Source organism: Streptomyces sp. DSM 15324 (assembly GCF_001514285.1).
In the GTDB taxonomy this organism is placed as follows: Bacteria; Actinomycetota; Actinomycetes; order Streptomycetales; family Streptomycetaceae; genus Streptomyces.
Genome location: NZ_KQ949031.1, coordinates 384,435 through 400,622, shown reverse-complemented (window position 1 = coordinate 400,622; position 16,188 = coordinate 384,435). Strand labels below are relative to the sequence as shown.

Annotated in this window: 16 protein-coding genes and 1 pseudogene; 7 read left to right on the top strand and 10 right to left on the bottom strand. The window is 73.3% G+C overall.

Features of this window, described 5'->3' with window-relative positions; translation table 11 throughout:
- Positions 1-54 precede the first annotated feature (54 nt).
- Positions 55-510, bottom strand: a complete 456-nt coding sequence (locus AQJ58_RS27870; protein ID WP_067255062.1) for an ATP-binding protein — start codon at positions 508-510, stop codon at positions 55-57.
- Between the two features lie 196 nt (positions 511-706).
- Here AQJ58_RS27870 and AQJ58_RS27865 point away from each other — a divergent pair, with 196 nt between their 5' ends.
- Complete coding sequence (locus AQJ58_RS27865) at positions 707-928, top strand: hypothetical protein (protein ID WP_067255060.1); 222 nt, start codon at positions 707-709, stop codon at positions 926-928.
- 278 nt (positions 929-1,206) lie between these two features.
- Positions 1,207-1,662: a cyclic nucleotide-binding domain-containing protein gene (locus tag AQJ58_RS27860; RefSeq protein ID WP_067255056.1), complete on the top strand. Its 456-nt coding sequence runs from the start codon at positions 1,207-1,209 to the stop codon at positions 1,660-1,662.
- A gap of 929 nt (positions 1,663-2,591) precedes the next feature.
- On the opposite strand, the gene AQJ58_RS27855 is transcribed toward AQJ58_RS27860, so the two are convergent.
- Positions 2,592-3,902, bottom strand: a complete 1,311-nt coding sequence (locus tag AQJ58_RS27855) for an MFS transporter (protein ID WP_067255054.1) — start codon at positions 3,900-3,902, stop codon at positions 2,592-2,594.
- Between the two features lie 119 nt (positions 3,903-4,021).
- Positions 4,022-4,639: a LysE/ArgO family amino acid transporter gene (locus AQJ58_RS27850; protein WP_067255051.1), complete on the bottom strand. Its 618-nt coding sequence runs from the start codon at positions 4,637-4,639 to the stop codon at positions 4,022-4,024.
- 77 nt (positions 4,640-4,716) lie between these two features.
- Between AQJ58_RS27850 and AQJ58_RS27845 the strand changes: the two genes are divergently transcribed.
- On the top strand, positions 4,717-5,619 hold the full coding sequence (locus AQJ58_RS27845; protein WP_067255049.1) for a LysR family transcriptional regulator ArgP: 903 nt from the start codon (positions 4,717-4,719) through the stop codon (positions 5,617-5,619).
- On the opposite strand, the gene AQJ58_RS27840 is transcribed toward AQJ58_RS27845, so the two are convergent.
- On the bottom strand, positions 5,609-6,343 hold the full coding sequence (locus tag AQJ58_RS27840) for a TetR/AcrR family transcriptional regulator (RefSeq protein ID WP_067255046.1): 735 nt from the start codon (positions 6,341-6,343) through the stop codon (positions 5,609-5,611). The genes AQJ58_RS27845 and AQJ58_RS27840 overlap by 11 nt on opposite strands.
- Before the next feature lie 168 nt (positions 6,344-6,511).
- Here AQJ58_RS27840 and AQJ58_RS27835 point away from each other — a divergent pair, with 168 nt between their 5' ends.
- On the top strand, positions 6,512-7,729 hold the full coding sequence (locus AQJ58_RS27835; RefSeq protein WP_067255044.1) for a saccharopine dehydrogenase family protein: 1,218 nt from the start codon (positions 6,512-6,514) through the stop codon (positions 7,727-7,729).
- Positions 7,730-7,859: 130 nt separating this feature from the next.
- Positions 7,860-8,108, top strand: coding sequence for a WhiB family transcriptional regulator (locus tag AQJ58_RS27830; RefSeq protein ID WP_067255042.1), 249 nt, complete (start codon positions 7,860-7,862; stop codon positions 8,106-8,108).
- An 18-nt stretch (positions 8,109-8,126) separates the two neighbouring features.
- Here AQJ58_RS27830 and AQJ58_RS27825 read toward each other — a convergent pair whose 3' ends face one another.
- Positions 8,127-9,542, bottom strand: a complete 1,416-nt coding sequence (locus AQJ58_RS27825; RefSeq protein WP_067255039.1) for a M1 family metallopeptidase — start codon at positions 9,540-9,542, stop codon at positions 8,127-8,129.
- Between the two features lie 133 nt (positions 9,543-9,675).
- Here AQJ58_RS27825 and AQJ58_RS27820 point away from each other — a divergent pair, with 133 nt between their 5' ends.
- Positions 9,676-10,023, top strand: coding sequence for a DUF488 domain-containing protein (locus tag AQJ58_RS27820; protein ID WP_067255037.1), 348 nt, complete (start codon positions 9,676-9,678; stop codon positions 10,021-10,023).
- Between the two features lie 7 nt (positions 10,024-10,030).
- Here AQJ58_RS27820 and AQJ58_RS27815 read toward each other — a convergent pair whose 3' ends face one another.
- The 3 genes and pseudogenes from AQJ58_RS27815 to AQJ58_RS41615 all read right to left on the bottom strand — a co-directional run.
- Complete coding sequence (locus AQJ58_RS27815; protein WP_067255034.1) at positions 10,031-11,704, bottom strand: FAD-binding dehydrogenase; 1,674 nt, start codon at positions 11,702-11,704, stop codon at positions 10,031-10,033.
- Positions 11,705-11,746: 42 nt separating this feature from the next.
- Positions 11,747-12,376, bottom strand: coding sequence for a TetR/AcrR family transcriptional regulator (locus tag AQJ58_RS27810; RefSeq protein WP_067255033.1), 630 nt, complete (start codon positions 12,374-12,376; stop codon positions 11,747-11,749).
- Between the two features lie 209 nt (positions 12,377-12,585).
- Positions 12,586-13,038: pseudogene (locus AQJ58_RS41615) on the bottom strand (substrate-binding domain-containing protein); the annotation flags it as partial.
- Positions 13,039-13,148: 110 nt separating this feature from the next.
- On the opposite strand from AQJ58_RS41615, the gene AQJ58_RS27805 reads away from it, so the two are divergent.
- Positions 13,149-14,327, top strand: coding sequence for a phytanoyl-CoA dioxygenase family protein (locus AQJ58_RS27805; RefSeq protein WP_067255030.1), 1,179 nt, complete (start codon positions 13,149-13,151; stop codon positions 14,325-14,327).
- Between the two features lie 580 nt (positions 14,328-14,907).
- Here the strand turns inward: AQJ58_RS27805 and AQJ58_RS45495 are convergent.
- Both AQJ58_RS45495 and AQJ58_RS27800 read right to left on the bottom strand, forming a co-directional pair.
- A complete protein-coding gene (locus tag AQJ58_RS45495) occupies positions 14,908-15,036 on the bottom strand; it encodes a hypothetical protein (RefSeq protein ID WP_267892105.1) in 129 nt (42 codons plus the stop codon).
- A 109-nt stretch (positions 15,037-15,145) separates the two neighbouring features.
- Complete coding sequence (locus AQJ58_RS27800; RefSeq protein WP_107122170.1) at positions 15,146-16,147, bottom strand: MASE1 domain-containing protein; 1,002 nt, start codon at positions 16,145-16,147, stop codon at positions 15,146-15,148.
- Between the last annotated feature and the right edge of the window lie 41 nt (positions 16,148-16,188).

Genomic DNA, 16,188 nt, shown 5'->3' with positions numbered 1-16,188 from the left:
GAACCTCCGTCTGCCCGGGGGCCGGAGGAACAAACTCCGTTCGGGGACGGCCTTTCAGTACACGGGGACCACTGCGGTGATGCGCTTGCCGCCGGAGGGCAGGCCGCACACCTGGACGTCGCGGGCCAGCCGGCACACGATCGGCCAGCCCCGGCCGTTGGCGCGGGTCCGTCCGTGCTCGTCCTGCGGCGTGTTGACGACCGGCAGCCGGTCGCTGCGGTCGCACACGGAGACCCGCACGGCGGGTCCGTCGAGGTCGACGTCGTACGCGGTGACGCCGCCGCCGTGGAGGATGGCGTTGGTGGTGAGTTCCGAGGCGACGAGCAGGGCGTCGCCGAGGGCCTCCTCGTCGTACGGACGACCGCCGCGCCCACGCCGCCCCGTCACCGCCCGCCGTACGGCCCGGCGGACGTCGCAGGGCCGGCAGAAGCGGTCCTCCAAGTCCGGGTCGGGTCCGCGCGGTGCGTCGCGCGGTGCGTCCGTGCGGTCGGTCGTTGGGTTGACACGCATCCTTTCGCTCCCCTGGCCGTTCCCGTGCGGTGGATAGGTCGGACCGAGGTGGCCCGCGGTTCACGGGTGCGCCCGGTGTTCTCCCCTTCCGGGCGGCGCGGGCCCCTCACTGTTGCGGCTGGCCGCCCCGGCGGACTCCAAACATCCCGGGGCACCGGGAGTCGTCGGAGCGGTCGGCGAAGGGTACATATCAGGCATGACCGATGTCGTGGACGCGGGTGAGCTGCTGCGCCGTATCCAGCGCGCGAGGGCCTGTGCGCGGGAGGAGCTGCGGAGCTGGCGGGCCCGGAGCGGTGAGCTGGAGCGGGACGATCCGGAGGCCGCGCGCGAGGCGCGGGTGCGCACTGTGGCGTACGAGGCGGTGCTCAGGATCCTGGACGAGATCGTGACGCCGGGCCGGACCGGGGTGCAGCACTGACCTCGCGAAGTGAAACAGGTCACGTGGCCGGGTTCGGGTGCGCTAAACCTCCCCGGATGGTTTACGGTTCATACATAGGCGGTGAGCGAGGTCGAGCCTCTGTCTCCTTCGCACACCATCCTTGACGGCCCTGGCTGGCTTCCCCCGTCCAGCCAGGGCTTTTTCCTGCCCTGGCGCCGAAAGTCACCTCCGCCGAGGTGCCCGTCGGGCCGGCAGCGGCTGAAATGGGCTGTGGAGACAAGCACCGCGACCGATCGCCCGGCGAGGAGCACCGCGCCATGACCAAAGCGACGAAACTGCTGACCGCTCTTCCCCCGCCCCAGCGCCGCAGTCTGATGGAGCTCGCCCGGGAGGTCTACTTCCCGGAGGACACCAGGATCTTCGAGGCGGGCGGCCGGGCCGACCGTTTCTGGGTCGTCCGCTCCGGCGCGGTCTCCCTGGTCCAGCAGGTGACCTCGGTGCAGCGGGTCACCGTCGCGAGCCTCGGCGCCGGTGATCTGCTCGGCTGGTCCTGGCTGTTCCCGCCGTACCGGTGGGACTTCGGCGCCGAGGCGTTCAGCCCGGTCCGCGCCTACGAGTTCGAGGCGCAGCCGGTGCTGAAGCTGTGCGAGGAGGACCCGGCCCTCGGGGTCACGCTCGTCCGGATCGTGGCCGAGATCCTCGCCCACCGGCTGGAGATGACCCGGGGCCGACTACTGGACCAGTACGGAACACACCGGCGTCGGTCGCTGTAGCCCTCCGGGGGGAGAACCGGACAGACACGGCAGCGGCCGGGGCAAGACCGCCGGGAGCCGTCGACGGCAGCCGGGGCGGCACCGCCGGGCGCCGACCACAGCAGTCGGGGGGCGGCATCCCTGGGAGCCAGGGGCAGCCGGGGCATGACCGCAGGGGCTGGCGGCAGCCAGGCCGAGACCGCCGGCAGTCTGCGGCAGCCAGGACGAGACCGCCAGCAGTCGGCGGCAGCCATCAAGACCACAGAAACCGACAGCAGCCAGGCCCAGACCGCCAGCAGTCTGCCGCAGCCAGGACGAGACCGCCAGCAGTCGGCGGCAGCCATCAAGACCACAGAAACCGACAGCAGCCAGGCCCAGACCGCCAGCAGTCTGCGGCCGCCAGGACGAGACCGCAGGAGCCGGCGGCAGCCAGGACGAGACCGCTGGGAGCCGGCGGGCAGCCGGTCCGGAACCGCCGGGAGTCGCCGACAGCCGGGAGGACTGAACCGCCGGGAGTCGCCGACAGCCGGAGGGACGGAACCGCCAGGCGCGGCAGTCGCCGGCACGAGGTCGTCGGCACGTCGGCCGTCGACGACGACGGGGCACCGGACTCGGCAGCCGCCGGGAAGGGCACCGGACGCCGGAGCCACCAGGGCGGGACCGCCCGACACGGCAGCCGTCGATACGACGGGGCGTCAGACACCCCGCAGCCACCGGGACAGAGGAGCCCGACGCCTCAGCCGGCCGGGACGACCGGACCGCCGGATACCCGCGACCGACCAGGAGGGGACCGTCAGACGCGGCGCCGCCACGACAACGAAATCGCCGGACGGCCCGCAGCCGCCAGGACACGATCACCGGGCACACCGGCCACCAGAACAGAACCGCCCGCCCCAGCCACCCGGGCCGACCGGACCGCCGGGCGGGGCAGTCGCGAGACGACGAGCGCGTCAGACGCGATAGCGGCGCAGGGCCGGTACCGCCGTGGCGAGGGTCAGCATCAGGGCGACGACCAGGAGGCCGCCGCCCGCCACCGCCGTACGGGGGCCGAAGGCGGCGCCCGCGGTGCCGTGCAGGACGTCGGCGAGCCGCGGCCCGCCCGCGACGACGACCGTGAAGACACCCTGCATCCGGCCGCGCATCTCGTCGGTGGCCGCGGAGAGCAGGATCGCGCCGCGGAAGACCATGGAGACCATGTCGGCGACCCCGGCGGCGGCCAGGAACAGCACCGCGAGCCACAGGCTGGTGCTCAGCCCGAACCCGGTGATCGCGGCGCCCCAGGCGACGACCGCGCCGATCACCATCCAGCCGTGCCGGCGGGCCCGCGAGAACGTCCCGGAGAACAGTCCGCCCAGCACCGCGCCGATGGGGATCGCCGCGAACAGCAGGCCGAGCGCGAGCCCTTCGCCGTAGGAGGCGTACGTCCGGTCGGCGAGCTGCGGGAACAACGCGCGGGGCATGCCGAAGACCATGGCGACGACGTCGGCGAGGAAGGACAGCAGCAGGACCTTGTGCCGGGATATGTACCGGAAGCCCTCCGCGATCTCGCGCACACCGGCCCGCTTGGCCGCGGCGGTCGCGAGCGGCGGCAGCGCGGGCAGCCGGACGACGGCCCACAGCGTGACGGACAGGGCGAGGGCGTCGAGCAGATACAGCTCGGGCAGGCCGATCACGGGGATCAGGGCCCCCGCCAGCAGCGGGCCCGCGACCAGTCCGGTCTGCATGACGGTGGAGCCGAGGGCGTTGGCGGCGGCCAGTTCGCCGGCCGGGACCAGCCGGGCGATGGAGGCGTTGCGGGCGGGCGCGTTGAGACCGAAGAACGCCTGCTGGGCGGCGAGCAGCACCATCAGGACGGCCACCGAGTCCAGACCGGAGAGCGCCTGGAGCCAGAACAGCACCGAGGTGACGGCGATCCCGCTGTTGGTGATCAGCAGCAGCCTGCGCCGGTCCATCATGTCGGCGACCGCGCCGCCCCACAGCGCGAACAGCACCATCGGCACCAGGCCGGCGAGGCTGGCGTAGCCGACCCAGGCGGATGACTGGGTGATGTCGTAGATCTGCTTGGGCACGGCGACGGCCGTCAGCTGGCTGCCGACGGCCGTGACGATGGTCGAGGACCACAGTCTGCGGTAGGCGGGGCGGCGCAGGGGACGGGTGTCCATCGCCCAGCGGCGCCAGCCGCGCCGGGCCGCCTCCTCGGTACGCGGCCCGTCGTCGGTACCCGCCCCGGGTACCGTGCCGCTGCTCTCGCTGGTGTCCACGCGCGTCCTGGTTGCTCGTTACATCTTTCGGGTCGGGGGCCACTATGTCAGCAGCGCCGAGGGTGACGCTGCCGTTTTGGACGTGCGGTCTCGGAGTGTGGGATGCGCAGGCCTGGTTGTCAGGCGCCCGCGACGAGCAGCACACCGAGGGTGATCATCGTGCCGGCGACCAGACCGTCCAGCACCCGCCAGGCGGCCGGCCGGGTCAGGCAGCGGCTGAGCAGCCGGGCACCGAAGCCCAGGGCGGCGAACCAGCAGAGGCTCGCGAAGGCGGCGCCGAGGCCGAAGGTCCACCGCAGCGAGCCGCGGTCGGCGGCGATGGAGCCCAGCAGGAAGACGGTGTCGAGGTAGACGTGCGGGTTGAGCCAGGTCAGCGCGAGGCAGGTGAGCACGGCCCGGCGGCGCGAGCCGGCCGCCTCGCCGTCGGTGCGCAGCGCGTCCGTGCCGGGCCTGATCACCCGGCGGGCCGCCAGCAGCCCGTATCCGAGCAGGAACGCGCCGCCGACCCAGCCGACCACGGTCAGGGCGTCCGGCCAGGCCACGACCAGGGCGCCCACCCCGCCCACTCCGAGGGCGATGAGGAGGGCGTCGGACAGGGCGCAGATCCCGACGACGGCCAGGACGGCGTCGCGGCGGATCCCCTGCCGCAGGACGAAGGCGTTCTGGGCGCCGATGGCGACGATGAGCGAGAGACCGGTGCCGAAGCCTGCGGCCGCGGCGGCGAGTGCGGTGGACATGACCTCCACGCTAAGGACGCGATCACCGCACGTACAGCTAAAGATTTTTACGTACCATTAGCGTTCGTGATGACGCCATGATGACCGACCTCCCGCTGGAGCAGGTGCGAACGCTGCTGGCCGTGGTGGACGAGGGCACCTTCGACGCGGCGGCGGCCGCCCTGCACGTGACGCCGTCGGCGGTCAGTCAGCGGGTGAAGGCGCTGGAGCAGCGCACGGGCCGGGTCCTGCTGCTGCGCACCAAGCCGGTACGGCCGACCGAGTCCGGTGAGATCGTCGTGCGGTTCGCCCGCCAGTTGGCCCGGCTCGAACGCGACACGCGGTCCGAGCTGGGTATGAGCGGGGACGGCGAGCCGACCCGGGTGACGGTCGCGGTGAACGCGGACTCGCTGGCGACCTGGTTCCTGCCCGCCCTGACCCGGGTGCCGCAGGACCCGCCGCTCTGCTTCGAACTGCACCGCGAGGACGAGACCCGCACGGCGAAGCTGCTGCGGGAGGGGCTCGTGATGGCGGCCGTCACCTCCTCGCCCGAGGCCGTGACCGGGTGTTCGGTGCGGCCGCTCGGCACGATGCGCTATCTCGCCGCCGCCAGCCCGGACTTCGTGGCCGGCCACCTCGAGGGCGGCCCCCTCGCGGAGACCCTGGCACGGGCCCCCGTGATGACCTTCGACCGCAGCGACGACCTCCAGGACGCGTTCGTCCGCGGGCTGCGGCGCGGCGCCGCGGGGGCGAGTGCGCTACGACACGCCGTGCCGACCTCGGAGGGTTTCGTGGCCGCGGTGGCCGCGGGGTTCGGCTGGGGCATGGTGCCCGAGGCCCAGGCGGGCACCCTGCTGCGGACCGGCCGCCTGCTCCCCCTGGCCCCCGACCGCCCGCTGGACGTCCCGCTGTACTGGCAGCAGTGGCGACTCGACTCACCGGCCCTGGCGGCGGTCGCCGAGGCGGTGACGCAGGAGGCGGCGCGGACGCTCAGGCGCTGACACTGCCGTCCCCGGGCGCCGCGGCGCGTCGGGCCAGGGTGTTCGCCGCGCTGTCCAGGAGCATCGCCAGGGCCGTCGGGTAGGCGCTGGTGACCATGCGGGCGGAGAGCAGGGCGGCCGCTTCGGCGATGCGGGGGTGGGTGGTGGCGGGGAGCCGGGCGTAGGTCGAGGCCCACTTGGCGTCGTCGGCGCGCTGGGAGGCGCGGGGCAGGGCGAGGGAGGCGGCGTCCAGGGCGGCGAAGGCCAGCGTCTGGTCGATGAAGGCGTGGTAGACGCGGACCGTCTCCGGCAGCGGGAAACCCGCGGTGCGCAGGACATCGAGGACGGTCTCGTCGGCGGCCAGTTCGTTGGCCCGGCCGGTGACCCGGCTCGCGGTGAGCTGGGCCGCCTGCGGATGGGCGACGTAGGCGGCGTGGATGCGCAGCCCGATCGCGTGCAGGTCCTCCCGCCACCGTCCGGTCGGCTCCCAGCCGCGCAGTGCCGCACCGATCAGCGCGTCGCCGATGGCGAGGGTCAGTTCGTCCATGCCGCGGAAGTAGCGGTAGAGCGTGCTCGGGTCGCAGTCCAGGGCGAGGCCGAGGCGGCGCGCGGTCAGTCCGCTGCTGCCGTGCTCGCGCAGCAGCCGCAGGGCGGCCTCCACGATCAGCCGCTCGGACAGCACGGTGCCGCTCCTGGTGGGCCTGCGCCGGCGCCGCTTCTCCTCCGGTACGACCGTCTTCGGCATCCCCGCCGCCTCCTCGCCGCCTCCTTATGCCAACGCCATTGACCTTACGGCAGAGGGAGGCGTTGTATCGCGGACAGGGCCCCCTTTCTTTCAGCCGCTTCTTTCCCCCGCCTTTCTCCTGCTTTGCGCGTTCCGCTGTGCGCGTCTTCGACCGAGGGAGTTCTCGTCATGCGTGTCCTGCTCGTGGGTGCCGGCGGCGTCGGCACCGCCGTCACCCGGATCGCCGCCCGGCGCCCGTTCTTCGAGGCGATGGTGGTCGCCGACTACGACCCCGCCCGGGCCGCGGCCGCCGTCGCCGCGCTCGACGGCGACGACCGGTTCACCGCCGAGCGGGTCGACGCGGGCGACGAGGTGGCGGTCGCCGGGCTGCTCGCCCGGCACCGCTGTGACGTGCTCCTCAACGCCACCGACCCGCGCTTCGTGATGCCGCTGTTCGGCGCGGCGCGCACCGCCGGGGCCACCTATGTCGACATGGCGATGTCGCTGTCCCGCCCGCACCCGGAGCGGCCCTACGAGGTGTGCGGGGTCAAGCTCGGCGACGCGCAGTTCGCGCAGGCCGAGCAGTGGGCGGCGGCGGGCGGTCTCGCCCTGGTCGGCATGGGGGTGGAGCCGGGGCTGTCGGACGTGTTCGCGCGGTACGCCGCCGACGAGCTGTTCGACGAGATCGAGGAGATCGGCATCCGGGACGGCGCGAACCTCACCGTCGACGGCGCCGACTTCGCGCCCTCCTTCAACATCTGGACCACCATCGAGGAGTGCCTCAACCCTCCGGTGGTCTACGAGGCCGGCCGCGGCTGGTTCACCACGGCGCCCTTCAGCGAGCCCGAGGTGTTCGACTTCCCCGAGGGCATCGGCCCGGTGGAGTGCGTCAACGTGGAGCACGAGGAGGTGCTGCTCGTACCGCGCTGGGTGGACGCCCGCCGGGTCACCTTCAAGTACGGTCTGGGCCGCGAGTTCGTCGACACCCTGAAGACGCTGCACAAGCTGGAGCTGGACCGCACCGCGCCGGTGACCGTGCCGAGCGCGGCGGGCCCGGTGCCCGTCTCGCCGCGGGACGTGGTGGCCGCCTGTCTGCCCGACCCGGCGACGCTGGGCGAGCGCATGCACGGCAAGACGTGCGCCGGCACCTGGGTGCGGGGCGTGAAGGACGGCGCGCCGCGTGAGGTGTACCTGTACCACGTGGTCGACAACCAGTGGTCCATGGCCGAGTACGGCAGCCAGGCCGTGGTGTGGCAGACGGCCGTCAACCCCGTCGTCGCCCTGGAGCTCCTCGCCGGCGGCGCCTGGTCCGGCACGGGTGTCCTCGGCCCCGAGGCGTTCCCGGCCCGCCCCTTCCTCGACCTGCTGACGGCGTACGGCTCCCCGTGGGGCATGCGGGAGCAGTGACGAGGTTTCCCGGTCGCGTCCGTTTCACTTCCGCCGCTGCGGTGACCCGCTGTCGAGCGACGCCCGCGGTAGGGCGAAGTACCGCGGGAACAGCGAAGAACACGGACGACTTTCGATCGGAGCGACTTCGATGGACGACTGGCGACAGCATGCGGCGTGCCGCCACGAGGACCCCGACCTCTTCTTCCCGATCGGCACATCGGGCCCGGCCCTGCTCCAGACGCAGCAGGCGAAGGCGGTCTGCCACCGCTGCCCCGTGCGGGAGCAGTGTCTGGACCGGGCGTTGGCCACGGACCAGGCCGTGGGCGTGTGGGGCGGCACCACCGAGGCGGAGCGGCGCGCGCTCAGGCAGCGGACCGGAGCCCGCCGGGGTTCCTGACGCGCGCCGCCCCGGCCGTCACGGGGTGCCGGGCTTGCCCGCCTGGTAGAGCCACTTCTGGAACAGGGGCCCGAGGTTCTGGCCGGACTCCCGCTCCGCGAGCCGCTCCAGCTGGGCGGTGGTGCCGTGGCCGCCCCGGTGCTGCTGTGCCCAGGCGCGCAGTACGCGGAAGAAGGTCCGGTCGCCGATCGCGACGCGCAGGGCCTGGAGGGTCATGGCGCCGCGGGCGTAGACGGGGGAGCCGAAGAGGTTGGCGCCGCTGCCGGGGGTGCCGGGCGGGTACGCCCAGACGTTGTCGGTGGCGGGAGTGGCGTACAGCGCGTCGAACCTCTTCTGGGCGCTGTCGCCGCCGTGCTGCTCGGAGTACAGCCACTCGGCGTAGGAGGCGAAGCCCTCGTTGAGCCAGATGTCCTTCCAGGACGTCAGGGAGACCGAGTCGCCGAACCACTGGTGGGCGCTCTCGTGGACCAGCGTGCTCAGGCTGGGCGCGCTGTCGTACACCGGCCGGGTCTGGGTCTCCAGGGCATAGCCGACGCCCGGCGCGTGGTCGACGATGGAGCCGGCGGCGCGGTAGGGGTAGGGCCCGAAGAGGGCGCTCTCCCATTCCAGCACGGACGGCAGCTTCTTGAGCACGGGCGCGGCGGCGCGGGCCTCGCGCGGGTCGACGGCGTCGTACACCTTGATGCCGTCCCGGGTCGTGTACTGCTTGACCTGGAACGTCCCCACGGTGGCGGTGGCGAGGTAGGCCGCCATGGGTTCCTTCTGGCGCCAGTGGAAGGTGGTCCTGCCGTTGCGCGTGGTCTTGCCGAGCAGGATGCCGTTGGAGACGGCGGTGCAGCCCCGGGGGACGGTGATCGTGATGTCGTAGGCGGACTTGTCGAGGGGGTGGTTGTTGGCGGGGAACCAGGTCATGGCGCCCTGCGGTTCCCCGGCGACGAAGGCGCCGTCGTCGGTGGGCACCCAGCCGTCGAGGGAGCCGTCGGGGTCGGTGACCGGTCCGGGCTTGCCCTGGTAGGTGACGGTGACCCGGAAGGTCTGGCCCTTGCGCAGGGGGCGGGCGGGGGTGACGACGAGTTCCTGGCCGTCGCGCCGGTGGGCGGCCTCGCGGTGATCGACCGTCAGGCCGGTGATCTTCAGGCCCTTGAGGTCGAGGTCGAAGCGGCTGAGGCGCTGGGTGGCGCGGGCGGTCAGGACGGCCTTGCCGGTGAGATGGCCGCTGCTCGGGTCGTAACCGAGCGTCAGACCGTAGTGGGAGACGTGGTAGCCGCCGTTCCCGGCGAGCGGGAAGTACGGGTCGCCGACGCCGGGCGCGCCCGCCGAACCGGCCGCGGTGGCGGGTCCGGCCGCCGCCAGCAGGGCCGCCAGGGCGACCGGGACGGTGGCGACGACGGCTTCCCGCCGTAGCGGGGCGGGGCGTCTGCGGGAGAGGGTCACGTGCGCTCCTTGGGGGGTGGCGAGTGATCAAACGCCCATCAGACTAGGCAACGCGCCGCCCGGAGTCCCCCTCCTCCAGGTCAAACCGCGCGGCGTCGGGGGACGGCCGCGGGCAGGCCCTACGCTCGGCGGCATGACTGTCCGTGTGCGCCGCGTCTACGAACCGCCCGAGCCCGCGGACGGCGTCCGTGTCCTCGTCGACCGGCTGTGGCCGCGCGGCCTGGCCAAGGACGCGGCGCGGATCGACGAGTGGCCCAAGGCGCTGACCCCCTCGACGGAGCTGCGCCGCTGGTACCACGCGGGCGAGGCGTCGTACGAGGAGTTCTCCCGCCGTTACGAGGCGGAGCTGGCCGCCCCCGAGGCGGCCGAACTCCTGGACCACGTGCGGACGTTGGTCCAGGAGGGGCCGGTGACCCTGCTGACGGCCGCGAAGTCCCCGCAGGAGAGCCACGCGGCCGTCCTGCTGGGGCTGCTGGGCTGACGGCCGCTCAGCCGGTCTGCCGGGCCGCCGCCCGGCCCGCCGCGCGGCCCGAGAACAGGCAGCCGCCGAGGAAGGTGCCTTCGAGGGCGTTGTAGCCGTGGACGCCGCCGCCGCCGAAGCCGGCGACCTCACCCGCCGCGTACAGGCCCTCGATGGGCTGTCCGTCGGCGCCGAGGGCGCGCGAGTCGAGGTCGGTCTGGATCCCGCCGAGCGTCTTGCGGGTCAGGACGTGCAGTCTGACGGCGATCAGCGGGCCGGCCTCGGGGTCGAGGATGCGGTGCGGGGTGGCGACCCGGCCGAGGCGGTCGCCAATGTAGCGGCGGGCGTTGCGGATGCCCTGGACCTGCGCGTCCTTGCTGTACGGGTTGTCGATCTGGAGGTCGCGGGCGCGGATCTGGCGGCGCAGTGCGTCCGCGTCGAGCAGGGGCTTGTCGGTGAGCGCGTTCATCTTCTCGACGAGCCGGTCGAGGGTGTCGGCGACGACGAAGTCCGCGCCGTGGTCGAGGAACGCCTGCACGGGGGCCGGGGCGCCCTTGCCGAGCAGCCGGTCGCGCAGGACGGCCCGGCGGTCCTTGGCCGTGATGTCGGGGTTCTGCTCGGAACCGGAGAGCGCGAACTCCTTCTCGATGATCTTCTGGCTGAGGACGAACCAGGAGTGGTCGTACCCGGCGATGTCCTCGGTGGTGCGCAGGTGTCTGAGGGTGCCGAGGGTGTCGTAGCCCGGCAGGCACGGGTCGGGCAGCCTGCGGCCGAGCGCGTCGAACCACATCGAGGACGGGCCGGGCAGGATGCGGATGCCGTGGCCGGGCCAGACGGAGTCCCAGTTCTGGATGCCCTCGGTGTAGTGCCACATGCGGTCCCGGTTGACCAGCCGGACGCCGGCCTCGGCGCTGATGTCGAGCATGCGGCCGTCGACGTAGGCGGGCACGCCGGTGACCATCTCGGCGGGCGGGGTGCCGAGCCGCTCGGGCCAGTAGCGGCGCACGATCTCGTGGTTGGCGCCGATGCCGCCGCTGGTGACGACGACGGCCTGGGCGGTCAGCTCGAACTCGCCGATCGCCTCGCGGCTGGAGACGACGCCGCGGGCGGAGTCGTCGGGCGCCAGGACCGTGCCGCGGACGCCGCGGGCGGCGCCGTCCGTCACGACCAGCTCGTCCACGCGGTGGCGGTGGTGGAAGGTGAGCAGCCCGTCCTTGGCGGCCTGCTTGGCGTAGCGGACGAACGGCTCGACGACACCGGTGCCGGTGCCCCAGGCCACATGGAATCGGGGCACGGAGTTGCCGTGGCCGTCGGCGCGCAGGTCGCCGCGCTCGGCCCAGCCGACGGTCGGCAGGAGCGAGATCCCGTGTCCGGTCAGCCAGGTCCGCTTCTCCCCCGCGGCCCATTCGACGTAGGCGCGGGCCCAGCGCACCGCCCAGGAGTCCTCGTCCTCGGTGCGGTCGAACTGCGCGCTGCCCTGCCAGTCGTTCCAGGCGAGGTCGAGGGAGTCCTTGATGCCGAGGCGGCGCTGCTCCGGGGAGTCGACGAGGAACAGTCCGCCGAAGGACCAGAACGCCTGGCCGCCGAGGTTGGCGGCGTTCTCCTGGTCGACCAGGGCGACCCGCCTGCCCCTGCTGGTGAGTTCGTGCGCCGCGACGAGGCCCGCGAGGCCCGCTCCGACGACGATGACGTCCGCGTCCATGGCGACCGTTGCCTTTCTGTGACGGGGAGCTGCGATGAGGTGCTATTGCGGGGCGCTGCCGTCGGTCAGCAGCGCGGTGAGCAGTTGCTTGAGCCAGGCGCGGGCGGCGTCGACGTCCTTGTCCAGCAGCAGTTGGGTGGTGACCCCGTCGTACGCGGCCACGACCGCGTGGGCGGCGGAGTCGGCGTCGCCGAGGACGGCGGGCAGCGGGAGGGGGCCGCGGGCCCGGGCCAGCCGGTCGGCGATGGCGCGGCGCAGCCTGGCCCGTTGTTCCAGGAGGGTCTGCGCGACGACCGGGTCCCGTGCCGCGTGCACCAGGAAGTCCGTCTTCACCAGCAGCCAGTCGAGGTCGAGGAGCAGCACCTCGGTGACCCGGTCCACCGAGGCCGGTACGTCGAGATCGGGGCCGTCGCCGGCGAGGGCGTCGGCGACCTGCTGGGCGATCAGGTCCGCGCGTTCCTGGTAGAGCGCGAAGAACAGCTCGTCCAGCGTGGCGAAGTTGGAGTAGAAGGCGCCCCGGCTGTAGCCGGCGGCCTCGCAGACCTCCTCGATGGAGACCCGCCCGAATCCCTTGGCGGCGAACACGGCGAAGGCGGCGTCGAGCAGGTTGGCCCGGGTGCGCACCCGGCGCCGGGTGACCCGGCCGGTCGCCCGTTCGTTCTGTTCCGTCACCTCGGTTCGGACCTCCGTTCGATACAGCAATGTATCGGATGCACTGATGTATCGAAAGGGGTCTCCCGGAGCTACGGCGCCCCTGCCCGGGCTACGCCTGCCCGGACACCTCCGGGGGCAGGTTGAACGGCGTCACCACCTGGAGCGCCGAGGGCAGCGCGGGCCCGTCGCCGGGAAGCCCCCCGTGGGCGCGCATCACGGCCTGGCAGGCCCGTCGTACGGCCGAGGGGATAGGCGGCGGTGCTCCCGGCGGCCCGGTTGCCGATCCCGACGTACGCCACGCGGGCGCTCGACGGCAGGTCGGTGACCAGGGTGACGACGGGGATGCCGGCGGCGGCGAGCCGGCCGACGGCGGCGCTGGTCTCGGGCAGGTCCGGCGCCTTGAGGATCACCCCCTCGAGCCCCGCCGGGCGATCCGGTCGAGGATGCCGGTCAGTTCACGAACGGGCGCGGTCTGGCGGAATTTCGGCGGTGGAGAACCGCTCCGGCGCCTGCATCACGGTGTCGATCATGAAGGTCCGGCCCGGACGGTGCTCTCGCGGACACCGCCGCGGCGGTTGACCGGGTCCTCAACCGCCGCGGCGGTTGAGGACCCGGTCGACCGTGGCCGCGCTCAGGCCGGACTGACGGGCGATCTCCTTGATCGCATAAGGGTGCCGCATGCCTGATTTCCCACGATTGCTGAGGTGTTTTTGATGTATTTCCGAGCCTTGAACGATCGCTCCGGGCTCAGAAGACTGGCAGAAAAGCGAGGGCTGAGAAAGGACCCGCGATGATCCCCTCCCCCGTGCGCTCCCGGACCTGGCTGGCCGAGGAGGACTGCGCTCTCGACGTGTTCCGCTCGCTCGTCGAACAGCGGACCGACCCCGCCGACCATCCTTCGGCCCTGCGGATCGAGCAGAACGTCCCGCTCTACGACAGTGGCCGGCTGCGCGAGCTGACGGCCACCGCCGAGGGGCGGCGCGAGGTGCAGAGCGAGCTGGTGCGGGCCCTGCTGGACGGCCCCGGTGTCGTGGTCCTCCTGGGTGCGTACACCGACCCGGCGGTGGTGGACCGGGCGTCGGAGGTGTTCCGGGCGCTGATCGAGGAGGAGCGGGCCTCCGGCACGGCCCGCGGTGACCACTTCGCCAGGCCGGGCGCGAACGACCGGGTGTGGTGCGCGCTGGACAAGATGGCCGTCCGGGCGCCGGAGGTGTTCGCGGACTACTACGCCAACGACATGCTGGAGCTGATCGCCGAGGCCTGGCTAGGTCCGGCCTACCAGGTGACCTCGCAGGTCAACGTGGTCAACCCGGGGGGCGCCGCGCAGAGCTCGCACCGCGACTACCACCTCGGCTTCCTGTCCGGGGCGCGGGCGGCCGCGTACCCGGCGCATGTGCACCGGCTGTCGCCCGTGCTGACCCTCCAGGGCGCGCTCGCCCACTGCGACATGCCCGTGGAGTCCGGTCCGACCCTCTATCTGCCGCACTCGCAGAAGTTCGAGCCCGGCTATCTCGCCTGGCGGCTGCCCGAGTTCGTCGCCTACTTCGAGGCCCACCACGTCCAGCTCCCGCTGCGGAAGGGGGACGCGGCCTTCTTCAACCCGGCGCTGTTCCACGCGGCCGGCCACAACGCCTCCCCCGACATCCGGCGGATGGCCAATCTGCTCCAGATCTCCTCCGCGTTCGGCCGGGCGATGGAGACGGTCGACCGGGAGGCGATGGCGAACGCGCTCTTCCCGGTCCTGCGGCAGCGCCGGGCGGAGGGCGCCGGGGAGGACTGGCTGCGCCGTGTGGTCGCGGCCACCGCCGAGGGTTACCCCTTCCCCACCGACCTCGACCTCGACCCGCCGGTCGACGGTCTGGCCCCGCCCTCCCAGGCGGACACCCTCTGGCAGGCGGTCGCCGAGGACTGGGAGCCGGAGCGGCTGCGCCGCGAGCTGGCGGCGGGCAGGCAGCGCCGCAGGAGCTGAACCGGCGTACGACCTGGAACGGCGTACACCCGGCCGCCGCCACACAGGCTTGACCGGCGGGGGGCCGAACGGCTCACGAGCGCGGCCGCCGGCCACCGCCCGCTGCCAGCTCGCCTGCTTCGTCCCGGTCCGACCAGGGCGACGACGGCCCCCGCCGGGTCCGACGGTGACGACGCGCGCCGGGGCGACTCACGGCGTCGGCCGCCCACCGGTCCGACGGGGCGGGCCATCGGCCCCGCCGGTTCCGACGGTGACGACGGGAGCCGGGACGGCTCACGGCCCGTCCGCCCGCCGGGCGGACGGGGCGGGCCCCGGCACCCCGGCGAGGACAGGACGCCGGCCGGAGCCCCACGCGGCGCGGGCAGCCGGATGCGGTGATCGAGCCCTTCCCGCACGCGGTCACCGCAGCCGGACCGGGCCCACGCGCGGATCATCGGCCCCCACCGGTCCGACCGTGACGGCGGAAGCCGGGACGGCTCACGGCGTCGGCCGCCCACCGGTCCGACGGTGACGGCGGAAGCCGGGGCGGCAAACGGCGCCCCCCCGGCCGCCGGGCGGAAGGGGCGGGCCCCGGCGCCCCCTACGAGTACACGACACCGGCCAGAGCCCCGCGCGGGGCGGGCAGCCCGGGCGCGGGGATCGGGTCCTTCCCGTACGCGAGCAGCTCGGCGTGGTGCGGGGGCGCGCGCGGACGTCGTGCGGTCCGCATCGGCCGCGCGGTGTCGACCCGGCACAGCCGGAGCATCCGGAAGTGACGAGTCCGGCGGACGACATCCCGTCGCGGGGGTCGGGGACGGTCCCCCCCCCTCGCGGCAGGCTCACCCCTCGCGGTCGTGGTCCCTCGCCGGGCGGCCGGGCGGGGGCTCGCCCGCCGTGAGGTGCTCCAGGACCTCCACCAGTTCCTGGCAGGCCTGCTCCACCGACCGCCGGGTGTTGCGCTGTTCCATGATCACTGCGGAGAGCAGCAGGGCGGAGAGGGCCATCGTCCCGTTGAAGGCCTGGAGCTTGATCATCACCTCGACCCGGCTGAGGCGGGCGAACGGCCCGATCCGGTCGGTGGCGGAGATCGTCGCCATGACGGAGGTGAACAGCGCGCACAGCATGCTGCCGGCCAGCAGGAAGCGCAGGGCCGCCCAGATCAGCAGCGGATAGACGAGGAAGAGCAGGCTGACCGTGCTCCGGGTGGCCACAGGCACGAGGGCGAGGCAGATCACCGCGAGGCCCGCGGCCTCCTTCCAGCGGGACAGGAGCGGGGGGCGGCGCGCCGTCCGCAGGAGCAGCAGCACCGGCGTGACGATCAGGACGCCCATCGCGTCACCCACCCACCAGCCCAGCCAGACCGGCCAGAAGGACTGCGCGTCGAGCCTGTCGGTGAGGATCAGCAGGCACACGCCCACGCTCGCGCTCAGCAGCATCGCGGTGAGCGCCGCCAGGAAGACCAGGGCGAGGCCGTCGCGTAATCGGGCGAGGTCGCTGCGGAAGCCGACCCCGAGCAGCAGGAGGTAGGCGCAGACGGGGGCGGCGGTGTTGCCCACCACGTTGACCAGGACGAGGGGGTGCAGGGTGGTGATCGACAGGACGACGAGCAGGACCCCGAGGGCGATGCCCGGCCAGGCGCGCAGCCCGAGGATCAGCAGGGAGGCGACCGCGACGCCGGTGGGCGGCCAGATGGGGGTGAAGACGGCGCCGTCGACGACGAGCCGGCGGATGAGTCCCAGCCGTCCGGCCCCGTAGTAGCAGACGGCGACGGCGAGCGTCTGGACGGCGAAGACCGCCGTCCGGCGCAGCTCGAGGTCCCGGACACCCACCACAGCAGCCATCAGACACCGTCCCGGCGCGGTCGGCGAGGTGAGAGCCGTGC